The sequence below is a fragment of the Paracoccus liaowanqingii genome (assembly GCF_004683865.2).
GTDB classification, from domain to species: Bacteria; Pseudomonadota; Alphaproteobacteria; order Rhodobacterales; family Rhodobacteraceae; genus Paracoccus; species Paracoccus liaowanqingii.
This window is the reverse complement of the sequence record NZ_CP038439.1, coordinates 705,960-717,500: the sequence shown is the minus strand read 5'-3', so window position 1 is coordinate 717,500 and position 11,541 is coordinate 705,960. Positions and strand designations below refer to the sequence as shown.

The 11,541-nt window shown below is 69.3% G+C and carries 9 protein-coding genes and 1 pseudogene; all 10 read right to left on the bottom strand.

All coding sequences use genetic code 11. From position 1 onward, the window contains the following. Positions 1-47 precede the first annotated feature (47 nt). Positions 48-470 carry a PaaI family thioesterase gene (locus E4191_RS03445; protein ID WP_135312173.1) on the bottom strand — a complete coding sequence of 141 codons (423 nt, stop codon included), beginning with the start codon at positions 468-470 and terminating at the stop codon, positions 48-50. Positions 471-496: 26 nt separating this feature from the next. Further along, positions 497-1,900 carry a UDP-N-acetylmuramoyl-L-alanine--D-glutamate ligase gene (gene murD, locus E4191_RS03440; protein ID WP_135312172.1) on the bottom strand — a complete coding sequence of 468 codons (1,404 nt, stop codon included), beginning with the start codon at positions 1,898-1,900 and terminating at the stop codon, positions 497-499. Positions 1,901-1,976: 76 nt separating this feature from the next. After that, positions 1,977-3,058: pseudogene (mraY, locus tag E4191_RS03435) on the bottom strand (phospho-N-acetylmuramoyl-pentapeptide-transferase). A 4-nt stretch (positions 3,059-3,062) separates the two neighbouring features. Beyond that, complete coding sequence (locus E4191_RS03430; protein WP_135312171.1) at positions 3,063-4,445, bottom strand: UDP-N-acetylmuramoyl-tripeptide--D-alanyl-D-alanine ligase; 1,383 nt, start codon at positions 4,443-4,445, stop codon at positions 3,063-3,065. Continuing rightward, the gene (locus E4191_RS03425; RefSeq protein ID WP_176562616.1) at positions 4,442-5,941 is read right to left on the bottom strand and encodes a UDP-N-acetylmuramoyl-L-alanyl-D-glutamate--2,6-diaminopimelate ligase; all 1,500 of its coding nucleotides are present in this window, start codon (positions 5,939-5,941) and stop codon (positions 4,442-4,444) included. The genes E4191_RS03430 and E4191_RS03425 overlap by 4 nt, the downstream gene beginning before the upstream one ends. After that, a complete protein-coding gene (locus tag E4191_RS03420; RefSeq protein WP_135312170.1) occupies positions 5,938-7,767 on the bottom strand; it encodes a peptidoglycan D,D-transpeptidase FtsI family protein in 1,830 nt (609 codons plus the stop codon). Before E4191_RS03420 ends, E4191_RS03425 begins: the two co-directional genes overlap by 4 nt. Further along, on the bottom strand, positions 7,764-8,132 hold the full coding sequence (gene ftsL / locus E4191_RS03415; RefSeq protein WP_228461507.1) for a cell division protein FtsL: 369 nt from the start codon (positions 8,130-8,132) through the stop codon (positions 7,764-7,766). The genes E4191_RS03420 and ftsL overlap by 4 nt, the downstream gene beginning before the upstream one ends. After that, a complete protein-coding gene (gene rsmH, locus E4191_RS03410) occupies positions 8,132-9,100 on the bottom strand; it encodes a 16S rRNA (cytosine(1402)-N(4))-methyltransferase RsmH (RefSeq protein WP_135312168.1) in 969 nt (322 codons plus the stop codon). The genes ftsL and rsmH overlap by 1 nt, the downstream gene beginning before the upstream one ends. 4 nt (positions 9,101-9,104) lie before the next feature. Next, positions 9,105-9,617: a division/cell wall cluster transcriptional repressor MraZ gene (locus E4191_RS23620; RefSeq protein WP_168217402.1), complete on the bottom strand. Its 513-nt coding sequence runs from the start codon at positions 9,615-9,617 to the stop codon at positions 9,105-9,107. A 609-nt stretch (positions 9,618-10,226) separates the two neighbouring features. After that, the gene (locus E4191_RS03400; protein ID WP_135312166.1) at positions 10,227-11,318 is read right to left on the bottom strand and encodes an Mrp/NBP35 family ATP-binding protein; all 1,092 of its coding nucleotides are present in this window, start codon (positions 11,316-11,318) and stop codon (positions 10,227-10,229) included. Positions 11,319-11,541 lie beyond the last annotated feature (223 nt).

The window sequence follows — 11,541 nt, the reverse complement described above, 5'->3', positions numbered from 1 at the left end:
GTTTGCAACTTAGGTATCCAGATACCGCATCGGAAGGCGTGCCGACGTCACGATTTTTGCGGAATCACATAGGTCATCGAGGCGCGCGCGACCGGATCGGGCAGGCCGTCGGACCGGACCAGCGCCTCGGCGACGGCCAGCACGCGGCCCAGTTTCAGCAGGCGGCAGGTAGCGACCAGATCCCGCCCCGCCTCGGGCTTGCGCATGAAGTCGATCGAGGCACTGGTCGTCACCGCCAGCGCCACCGGCCCGAGGCGCGACAGGATCGCGCAATAGATCGCCAGATCGGCCAGGGCGAAGATCGAGGGCCCGCTGACCGTGCCGCCGGGGCGCAGATGCTGCGGCCCGACCGCCAGGCGCGCGACCAGATCGGCTCCATCGACGTGATCGACGGTGAAGCTGTCCGCCACCTGCGGGAATTCCCGCGCGAGGAAGGCGTTCAGCGCATCCTTGTCCATGACGATGGTCATGCGTCCCCCCTGCCCCGCAGCGTTCCCTACGATCCGGCCAGCATCTCGACCAGCCGGACGAAGTCCTCGCCGCGCTTCTCGAAGTTCGGATACTGATCGAAGCTGGCGGCGGCGGGGGCCAGAAGGACCGTGTCGCCGGGTTCGGCCTCGGCTGCGGCGCGGGCCACGGCCCGATCCATCGTCTCGGCGACCTCATAGGGGGTCTGGCCTAGCTCCAGCGCGAAATCGCGGGCGGAATGGCCGATCAGGTAGGCCTTGACCACCCCGCCCAGATGCGGAGCCAGGGCGGCGATGCCCCCCTCCTTGCCCAGGCCCCCGGCGATCCAGCGGATGCGCGGGAAGGCCTGCAGCGCCTTGGCGGCGGCATCGACATTCGTGGCCTTAGAGTCGTTGACATAGCGCACGCCGCCGATCTCGGCCACGGTCTGGCTGCGATGGGGCAGGCCCGCGAAGCTGTGGAAGGCCGCCTCGATCTCTCGGGGGGCGAGGCCCACGGCGCGGCAGGCGGCATAGGCGGCGCAGGCGTTCTGGTGGTTGTGGGCGCCGGGCAGCCCGCGCATCTCGCGCAGGTCGATCGAGGCAGCCTGCCGCCCCTTGCGGTATTCCGACAGGAACCCCTTGCGCGCGAAGACCGACCAGGCGGCACCGTCCAGCTTCTGCCCCGCCGAGATGCGGATCACCCGGTCGTCGGACGGGCCCATCGCCAGCTGCCCGGCCAGATACTGTCCCTCGGGCTCGTCGACGCCGATCACCGCCCGGTCCGGGCCGCCTTCCGCGAACAGCCGCCGCTTGGCCGCGAAATAGCCGCCCAAGCCGCCGTGCCGGTCCAGATGGTCGGGCGAGAGGTTGGTGAAGACCGCCACGTCGGGCGTCAGGGCGCGGGCCAGATCGGTCTGGTAGCTGGACAGTTCCAGCACCGCGACCTCTCCGTCGATGGCGGGCTGCAGGGACAGGACGCCCGTGCCGATATTGCCGCCCATCTGGCTGGGACGCCCGCATTCCTCGATGACGTGGTGAATCAGCGCGGTCGTGGTCGACTTGCCGTTCGAGCCGGTGACGGCGATCACCCGGGGCGCGCGGTCGAAGCCGTCCCAGTCCTCGGTCGCATAGCTGCGAAAGAACAGGCCGATGTCGTTGTCGACCGGAATGCCCAGCTGATAGGCCTTGGCGATGACCGGATGCGCACGGGGATAGAGATGCGGGATGCCGGGGCTGACGATCAGCGCCGAGACGCCCTGCCAGTTGGCGTCGCGCGTCAGGTCAAGGATGCGCAGGCCCTGCGCCTCGGCCGCCGCACGCGTGTCGTTGCCGTCGTCCCATGCGACGACCTGGGCGCCGCCCGCGACCAGGGCGGCGGCGGTGGCGGTACCCGACCGCCCGAGGCCGAGGACGGCGATGGTCTGGGCGTCGACGCCTTGGACGGGGATCATGGGGTGGCCTCCTGTAAGCGAAGGCCGGGGGCTGTCTGCCCCCGGACCCCCGAGGATATTTCTGCCAAGATGAATGTCAGCGCAGTTTCAGCGTGGCAAGGCCGATCAGCGCCAGGATCAGGGCGATGATCCAGAAGCGGATCACGATCTGCGCCTCGCCCCAGCCCTGCTTCTCGAAATGGTGGTGGATGGGGGCCATCAGGAAGACGCGCTTGCCGGTCCGCTTGAAATAGAGGACCTGAATGATGACCGACAGCGCCTCGACCACGAAGAGGCCGCCGACGATGGCCAGCACGATCTCGTGCTTGGTCACCACCGCGATGGCGCCGAGCGCGCCGCCCAGGGCGAGGCTGCCGGTGTCGCCCATGAAGACCGCCGCCGGGGGGGCGTTGTACCACAGGAACCCCAGCCCCCCGCCGATGAGGGCCGAGACGAAGATCAGGATCTCGCCGGTGCCCGGCACATGGTGGACGCCCAGATATTCGGTGAAGTCGACGCGGCCCACGGTATAGGCGATGATGCCGAGCGTGCCCGCCGCGATCATCACCGGCATGATCGCCAGCCCGTCCAGCCCGTCGGTCAGGTTGACCGCATTGGCCGAGCCCACGATGACGATCATCGCGAAGGGAATGAACATGAAGCCCAGATTGACCAGCACGTCCTTGAAGACCGGCAGGGCCAGCTGGTTCGTCAGCGCCTCGGGATGCAGAAGCGAGGCGGCCAGCGCCGCCAGCGCGGCGATCAGCAGGCCCAGCCCCATGCGGATGCGCGAGCTGACGCCCTTGGTGTTCTGCTTGGTCACCTTGGCATAGTCGTCGGCAAAGCCGATCCCGGCGAAGCCCGCCGTCACCAGCAGCACGATCCAGACATAGCCGTTGTCCAGCCTGGCCCAGAGCAGCGTCGAGAAGAGCAGCGCCGACAGGATCAGCAGGCCCCCCATCGTGGGCGTGCCGGCCTTGGACAGGTGGCTTTGCGGGCCGTCGTCGCGGATCGGCTGGCCCTTCTTCTGGACGCGGCGCAGATAGTTGATCAGCGGGCGCCCGAAGATGAAGCCGAAGAACAGCGCCGTGAAGAACGCCGCCCCCGCCCGGAAGGTGATGTAGCGGAAGAGGTTGAAGAGATCCCCCCCTCGGACAGGTTGCTGAGCCAGTAGAGCATGGCATTATCCTTTGTCTTGGGCGGCCCGGGCACGCAGCGCCTCGACCACCATGGAAATCCGCGAGGATTTCGAGCCTTTCACCAGCACGATGTCGCCGGCAGAGATCAGATCGGGAGCGCAGGCGGCCAGATCGCCCGCCGTCGCCGCCCAGAGGCCGCGCCGGTCCTCGGGCAAGGCCTCGTGCAGGTGCCGCATCAGCGGGCCCGCGCAATGGACCAGATCGACCTGCGCCATGGCCGGATCATCGACGATGGCGCGATGCAGGGCGATCTCGTCCGCGCCCAGTTCCAGCATGTCGCCCAGGATCGCCACGCGGCGGCCCTGCGGCAGGCCCGCCAGCATCGCCAGCCCCGCCGCAAGCGAGGCCGGGTTGGCGTTGAAGGCGTCGTCGATCAGCCGGATGTCGCCCAGATCCTCGACGGCGCCGCGCCCGCGCGGGGGCTGCCAGTCCGACAGATGCGCCGCCGCCTGCGCCAGATCGGCGCCTGCCGCCGCCAGCGCCGCCAGCACGCCGACCGCGTTCATCGCGAAATGGCGGCCGGTGGTGGCCAGCGTGAAGGTCACAGTCTCGCCGGTGATGCGGGCGGTGCAGGACAGCGCGCCCCCGTCCAGCGTGACGCGCAGGGGGCGCGCCGCGCCGTGATCGCCAAAGCCCAGGACCACGGCGCCCGCCGCATCGGCGCAGTCGCGCAGGATCTGGGTGACGGGCAGATCCTCGGGCAGGATCGCGTGGCCCACGGGCTGCAGCCCTTGGAAGATGGCGCCCTTTTCGCGGGCGATGCCATCGATGGCGCCGAACGCCTCGAGATGGGCGGCGGCGACGGTGGTGATCATCGCCACATGCGGGCGGGCCATGCGGGCCAGGGGCGCGATCTCTCCAGGATGGTTCATGCCGATCTCGATGATCGCGAAACCGGTGTCCGCAGGCATCCGCGCCAGCGTCAGGGGCACGCCCCAATGGTTGTTGTAGCTGGCCTCGGCCGCGTGGATGCGCCCCTGCCCGGCCAGCGCCGCCCGTGCCATGTCCTTGGTCGAGGTCTTGCCGACCGAGCCGGTGATCGCGATCACCTTGCCGGTCATGCGGGCCCGGCCGGCGCGGCCGAGATCCTCCAGGCCCGCCAGCACGTCGGGAACGATCAGCAGCGGCGCGTCGGGGGCGACGCCCTCGGGGATGCGGCTGACCAGTGCCGCCCCCGCGCCCCGGGACAGGGCCTGGGCCACGAAGTCATGCCCGTCGCGCGCATCCGTCAGCGCCACGAACAGATCGCCCGGCGCGATCGTGCGCGTGTCGATGGAGACGCCCGAGACGGCCCAATCGCCCTGCGCGCGTCCGCCCGTGGCGGCTGCGGCATCCGTCGAGGTCCACAGAATGGGGCCCGGCGTCATATCCGGCCGTCCAGCGCCGCCACGGCGACCGAGGCCTGTTCGGCATCGTCGAAGGGATAGACGTCCTGGCCCACGATCTGGCCCGTCTCGTGGCCCTTGCCGCAGATCAGCAGCGCGTCGCCGGGCTGCAGCGCGTCGACGCCGCGCAGGATCGCCTCGGCGCGGTCGGCCACCTCGGTCGCCTCGGGTCCGGCGCCCTCCATGACGGCAGCGCGGATCAGGGCGGGATCCTCGGTCCGGGGGTTGTCGTCGGTGACGATCACCACGTCGGCCTGCGCGCGGGCCGCCTGCCCCATCAGCGGGCGCTTGCCCCGGTCGCGGTCGCCGCCCGCGCCGATGATGCAGACGATGCGGCCCATCACATGCGGGCGCAGCGACTCCAGCGCCGCGGTCACCGCGCCGGGCTTGTGGGCATAGTCGACGAAGACCGCCGCCCCGTTCTCGCGCTGCGCCGCCAGCTGCATGCGGCCCCGCACGGTGGTCAGATGCGGCAGCACGCGCAGGATGTCCTCGGCCGCGTCGCCGGTGGCCAACGCCAGGCCCATCGCGGCCAGGACGTTCTCGGCCTGGAACCCGCCGATCAGCGCCAGGCGCACCAGATAGGGTTGGCCCATCACCGAGAAGCGCAGGTCCTGCCCGGTCGCGTCATAGCGCTGGCCCAGGATGCGCAGCATCGCCTGCTCGCCGCGCCCGACCGAGGTCAGCGCCAGCCCGCGATCCTTGGCGATGTCGGCCATCTGCCGGCCGCGCGTGCTGTCGATGTTGATGACGGCGCCGGCCCCGTCCTCCAGCACGCGGTTGAACAGCAGCGCCTTGGCGGCGAAATACTCGTCGAAGCCCGCGTGGTAATCCAGGTGATCCTGGCTGAAATTGGTGAAGGCGCCGGCCTCGAGGCGCACCCCGTCCAGGCGGCGCTGGTCCAGCCCGTGGCTGGAGGCCTCCATCGCGGCATGGGTCACGCCCGCGCCCACGGCATCCGCCAGCACGCCGTGCAGGGTCAGGGGATCGGGCGTCGTATGGGCCAGGGGCGCGTGATGGTCGCCCTCGACCCCCATCGTGCCCAGGCTGATCGCCTTGTGGCCAAGCGCCTGCCAGATCTGGCGGGCAAAGCTGGCGACGCTGGTCTTGCCGCTGGTGCCGGTCACCGCCACGACATGGGTCGGCTGGTCGCGGAACCACAGGGCAGCCGCCCCCGCCAGGGCCGCGCGCGGATCCTCGGCCACGACCAGGGCGCCGGGCCAGTCGGCCAGCAAATCGGCGGCGATCTCGGCGCCCTGCCGGTCGGTCAGGATGGCGGCGGCCTGCATGCGCAGCGCGTACTGGATGAATTCGCCGCCATGGACCGCCGATCCGGGCAGCGCCGCGAACAGATGGCCCGGCTTGACCATGCGGCTGTCGAGGGACAGCCCCGTGATCGCGGGATCGCGCCCGCCCGGCGCGCGCAGCCCCAGCCGCGCCAGCGTCACCAGATCCTTGTCCACAGTCCCACCCGTCATTGATTTGCGACGAGCTTTATCTCAGGCGCTTGGACAGGTTCAACACGCGGTTCGAAGCGGGCGGCGATCGTCGGCAGGTTTTCGTCGGTGACGGGCTCCAGCCCCAGCAGGGGGCCGATGCGGCGGATCAGCTCGGCCGTGACCGGGACCACCGTATGGCCCGCGGTGCGCACCTCGGTGCCGTTGATGACGGTCGAGGGCTCGTCCAGCGCCACGATCAGCACGTATTTGGGATCGCTGGCCGGAAAGACCGAGGCGAAGGTCGCGATCACCTTGTTCTTGTAATAGCCGCCCGACGAGCGGGGCTTGTCGGCGGTGCCGGTCTTGCCCGCGACCTCGTATCCCGCCACCTCGGCCTGGCGCGCGGTGCCGCGCGTCACCACCTGGCGCAGCATGTCCACCGACATCGCGGCGGCGCGGGGCGACAGGACCTGCTCGCCCTCGGGACGCTGGCGGCCGTGGATCAGGGTGGGCGTCACCCGCTTGCCGCCATTGGCGATGGTCGCATAGGCCACCGCCAGATGCAGCGGGCTGGCCGCCAGCCCGTGACCGAAGCTGACCGTGGCCGAGGTGACGGCGGGCCAGCGCGAGGGCACCAGCGGCTGGCCGGTCGGCGCCTCGACCATCTCGATGGGGGTCGGGGCGAACAGGCCCAGCTTCTCCAGGAAATCCTTCTGTCGGTCGGGGCCGATCATCTGCGCGATCCGGACCGTCGCCACGTTCGAGGATTTCACGATCACGTCCGTGACGCTCAGCTCCTTGCCGTAGTTGTGGAAGTCGTTGATCAGGAAGCGCCCGATCCGCATGGGGGCCGCCGCGTTGATCCCCGAGGCCGGGTTGACCAGCCCCAGGTCCAGCGCCTGCGCGACCGGGAAGATCTTGAACGTCGATCCCAGCTCGTACTGGCCCTGCACCGCGCGGTTGAACAGCGGGCTGTCCGAGGGCTCGCCGGTCAGCAGGGGGCGCGGGCGGTCGTTGGGGTCGAAATCGGGCAGGCTGGCCATGGCCACGATCTCGCCGGTCTGGACCTCCATCAGGATGCCGGTGGCGCCCTTGGCGTTCATGACGTTCATGCCCGAGGACAGCACCTCCTCCATCGCCTGCTGCAGGGTCAGGTCGATGGACAGGGCCAAGGGCGCGCCCTCGTTGGTGGGATCGCGCAGCCAGGCATCGAAGGCCTTCTCCACGCCCGCGATGCCGATCACCTCGGCGCTGCTCACACCCTCGTTCCCGAAGCCCGATCCGCCCAGGATGTGGCTGGCGATGTCGCCATTGGGATAGATGCGCATCTCGCGCGGGCCGAACAGCAGGCCGGGCTCGCCCAGATCGTGGACGGCCTGCATCTGCTCGGGGCTGATCTTGCGCTTGATCCACATGAACTTGCGGTCGCCGGTGAAATCGCTCGTCAGCCGCTCGACTTCCAGATCGGGGAAGATCTGCGCCAGCCCCTGCGCGGTGCCCACCGGGTCGACCATCTGGTGGGGATGGGCATAGACCGAATGGGTCAGCAGGTTCGTGGCCAGCACATGGCCGCGCCGGTCGGTGATGTCGGCGCGCTGCGAGATGATCTGCGCGGACAGGACCTGCGCCTGCGGCTCGGCCGCCGCGCTGGAGGCCAGCGTGCCCATGCGCGCCGCCACCGTCCCGAAGGCCAGAAGGAAGCAGCCCGCCATCACCACCAGCCGCCCCTCGGCCCGGCGCCGGGCGCGGTCCTGGATCTGCTCGTGGCGCAGGCGGCGGTTCTCGGCCTCGATGTCGTCGGGGTTCTCGCCGCGGTCACGGGCGCGAAGAATGCGGGCCAGGGGGCGCAGGGGGGTGCGGATCATGGCTGTGGTTCCTCGGAGAGTTGGGGTTGGGTGGCGGGATCTGCCAGCGGATCGGTCGGCAGGTCGGGCGGCGGGGGCGGCTTGGGATAGTCGACATGGCCCAGATCCAGGACCTGGCCGGTCTCGACCGGGACAAGCTGCAGGCGCTCGAAGTTCAGGTCGACCAGCTGGCTCAGCCGGTCGGGGCGGTTCAGGAAGGCCCATTCGGCCCGCAGCACGCCCAGCTCCTCGCGCAGGCCCGCGATCTCGCGCTGGACCTGGGACATCTGGCCCATCGAGGCCTGGGTGGCGTAATTCTCGCGATAGGCCCAGAAGGCCAGGCCCATGACCACCAGCACGCAGCCCAGATAGGTCAGCGACCGCATCAGCCGCGCTCCTTGCCGGGCAGGTGCGGCATGGCCAGCGCCTTGGCCTCGACCGTGCCCGCCGGGGCCTCGGTCCGGATGCCCACGCGCAGCAGCGCCGACCGGGCGCGCGGGTTGCCCGACAGCTCGTCGGGATCCGGCCCGATGGCGCGGCGGAACGGCAGGGTGAAGCCGGGCTGCAGCACGTCCTGCACCGGGGCATAGCGGTTGCCGCCCCCGCCCTGGTCCGAGCGCGCCTGCATGAAGCGCTTGACGATCCGGTCCTCCAGCGAATGGAAGCTGACCACGGCCAGCTGCCCGCCGGGCTTCAGCGCCCGTTCCGCCGCCGACAGCCCCGCCACCAGCTGGCCGAACTCGTCATTCACCCAGATGCGGATCGCCTGGAAGCTGCGGGTGGCCGGATGGCTCTGCCCGGGCTTGGGGCGCGGCAGGCAGCCCGACACGATCTCGGCCAGCTGCGCGGTGCGGGTCAGGGGACGGGCCGCGACGATGGCCTTGGCGATGCGGCGCGAGGCGCGCTCCTCGCCGTAATGATACAGCGCGTCCGCGATTACCCCCTCGTCGGCGGTGTTCAGCAGATCGGCGGCCGAGGGCACGTCGCCGCCCATCCGCATGTCCAGGGGCCCGTCGCGCATGAACGAGAACCCGCGATCGGCCTGATCCAGCTGCATCGAGCTGACGCCCAGATCCAGCACCACCCCGTCCAGCATCTGCCCCGCCAGGCGGTCCATCTCGGAAAACGTGCCCTCGACCAGCCGCAGCCGGTCGCCATAGGGCGCGCGCCAGGCGTCCGCCATGGCGACGACGGCGGGGTCGCGGTCCACGCCGATCACCAGATCGGCCCCGGCCTCCAGCAGCCCGCGCGCATAGCCGCCCGCGCCGAAGGTGCCGTCCAGCCAGGTGCCGGTCACGGGCGCGACGGCACGCAGCAGCGGCGCCAGCAGGACGGGGATGTGGGGTGCGGTCATCGGCTCAGGCCCCGTCGGTCTGGTGCAGGAAGGCGCGGGGGTCGAATTCGGGGCCCTTGCTGGCGGCGAAATCCTCCAGCGCCTCGACATCCTTGGGACGCGATGCGGGGTGATAGACCTGCACGTAATCGCCGCGCGATTCGAAGACCGTCTCGGTGCCCTCGGCGAAGCCCAGCTTCTCGCGCAGCTTGGCGGGCAGGACCAGCCGGCCCTCGCGGTCGATTTCAAGATCGGTGGATTGTCCGTTCATCAGCAGCTCCAGCCAGCGGCGTTCCTGGCTGCCGCGGGTCAGGCGGTCGATCTGCTCGTCGATCTGTTCGATGGCCTCGATGGAATACAGCTCGATCCAGTTCCACCAGTCGGGGCCATAGACGGCGACGACTTGGGTGCGTCCGGTATTGGCACCTGCGAAGGACGGGTCACCGGCATCGAAGACGCGGCGCAGGCGGGCCGGGATCGACATGCGCCCCTTGCCATCGACCTTGACGCTTTCGGTGCCTCTGAACTTCCGCGCCACCTGGCACCCGCCCTCACTGTCCTGCCCTTCCGGGATGTCCGAAAGAGAAAGGGCGGATCGGGCCGCTGCCACTGCCCGATCCGCCGCCCTCGTTCCCGTTACCCGGGCCCCTTTGCGGGGTGGTTGCCGACCCTTCACGCGCCACCTGGGGGAGGTGCTGCTCGCACGCGCGGGTCGGCTATGTTGGAAAACGGTTGCCTGTATGAAGTTCTGCTTCGCCTTAGCGGGGTCTTGATCGCCCCATTTGCTGCCCGTTTTCGTGATCTCGTTGTGCCATGGGAATTCATGGGAAGCAACGGTCTTTATGGGGCGTGGGCTGCATTCCGCGCGAGATCCCGCAGGCGGGCGAATCGAGAACGTGGCGATTAAGCCCAATTTGCCTGCCAGAACTGGTGGCGTTGCAGGGAAACAACACCAGATATGGAAGCGCGAAACGAGGGGCGGAATTTTGAATTCTGCGGCGAAATCAGCACAGTTCGGGTCAGGGCAAGTTCAAACTGGCGGCAGATCCCCAAAACTTTGGTGACAAGATCACGTCACATCACGGAAATGAGAGGTCCCCTGACCGCTCGTGCCCATGCAATCCCAGATGTCCCGGAAATTCCCGGATCAGGCGATTCCGCCGTCAATCAGGCGTTTCGCCAGCCGTTCATAGGCCTGCGCGACCGTTCCCTCGCCCAGGGCGGCGGGTCTGCCCGAATCGCCCGCAAGGCGAACCTCCAGCTGCAGCGGCAACTCTCCGAGGAACGGAAGGCCCAGGGTCTCGGCCTCGGCGGCGACGCCGCCATGGCCGAACAGATGCGCCTCGTGCCCGCATTGCGGGCAGATATAGGTGGACATGTTCTCGATCAGCCCCAGAACAGGGGTCTTGAGCTTGTTGAACATGTCGATGGCCCGGCGCGCGTCCAGCAGCGCCACGTCCTGCGGAGTCGACACGATGATGGCGCCGGTGACCGGGGCCTTCTGGCACAGGCTCAGCTGCACGTCGCCGGTGCCGGGCGGCAGGTCGATCAGCAGCACGTCCAGCTCGCCCCAGTTCACCTGCTGCAGCAGCTGCTGAAGCGCGCCCATCAGCATCGGGCCGCGCCAGACCAGCGCCTCGCCCTCCTTCAGCATCAGGCCGATGGACATGACGGTGACGCCATGGGCGTGCATGGGATCGATGCGCTGCCCGTCGGGGCTGGCGGGCCGCCCCGACACCCCCATCATGCGCGGCTGCGAGGGGCCGTAGATGTCGGCGTCCAGCAGCCCCACCTTGCGCCCGGCCCGCGCCAGGGCGACCGCCAGGTTCGAGGTGACGGTGGACTTGCCCACCCCGCCCTTGCCCGACCCGATCGCCACGATATGGCGCACGCCGGGGATCGCCTGCGGTCCGGCCTGCGGCTTGGCATGGCCGCCGATCTTCAGGGACGGCGCCGCCCCCTGCCCCGACACCGCCTTGGGCGGCGCGGCATTGGCCGAGGCGGTCATGACGATCTGCACCTTCGTCACGCCGGGCAGGCGCTCCAGCCGGGCCCGCGCCTCGGCCTCGACCGGCGCAAGGGCCTGCGCGGTGGCCGCATTCTCGACCTCGAGGACGAATCGCACGGTGCCCTCGTCGATGGACAGCGCCCGGATCAGGTCCGCCTGACCCAGCGTCCCCCCCTGGGGAAGACCGATATCCGAGATTGCCGTAAGGACCGTTTCGCGGGAGAGGGACATGTGACCGACCTGTGTCTTGTGTGCCCGGCAGCATGAAGCATAGATCCGCGGGTCTCAACACCCCCTGCGACAATCAGGACCGGAACCCCTCAAAACGCCTTCAAAACAGGGCATTTTCGCGCCTGCGGCGTGATCGCTAACGGTTGTATCGTTTCAATTTTATGACAAGTTATCAGGACCCAAGCCGGCGATAGGTCAGCCTCAGGCATGCAATTGCTGCATG

Coding starts and splice junctions, on each gene's coding strand:
- rsmH (WP_135312168.1), bottom strand. CDS start 9,100: ATGACCGCACCCCACATCCCCGTCCTGCTGGCGCCGCTGCTGCGTGCC.
- E4191_RS03425 (WP_176562616.1), bottom strand. CDS start 5,941: ATGACGGGTGGGACTGTGGACAAGGATCTGGTGACGCTGGCGCGGCTG.
- E4191_RS03400 (WP_135312166.1), bottom strand. CDS start 11,318: ATGTCCCTCTCCCGCGAAACGGTCCTTACGGCAATCTCGGATATCGGT.
- E4191_RS03420 (WP_135312170.1), bottom strand. CDS start 7,767: ATGATCCGCACCCCCCTGCGCCCCCTGGCCCGCATTCTTCGCGCCCGT.
- E4191_RS03445 (WP_135312173.1), bottom strand. CDS start 470: ATGACCATCGTCATGGACAAGGATGCGCTGAACGCCTTCCTCGCGCGG.
- ftsL (WP_228461507.1), bottom strand. CDS start 8,132: ATGCGGTCGCTGACCTATCTGGGCTGCGTGCTGGTGGTCATGGGCCTG.
- murD (WP_135312172.1), bottom strand. CDS start 1,900: ATGATCCCCGTCCAAGGCGTCGACGCCCAGACCATCGCCGTCCTCGGC.
- E4191_RS03430 (WP_135312171.1), bottom strand. CDS start 4,445: ATGACGCCGGGCCCCATTCTGTGGACCTCGACGGATGCCGCAGCCGCC.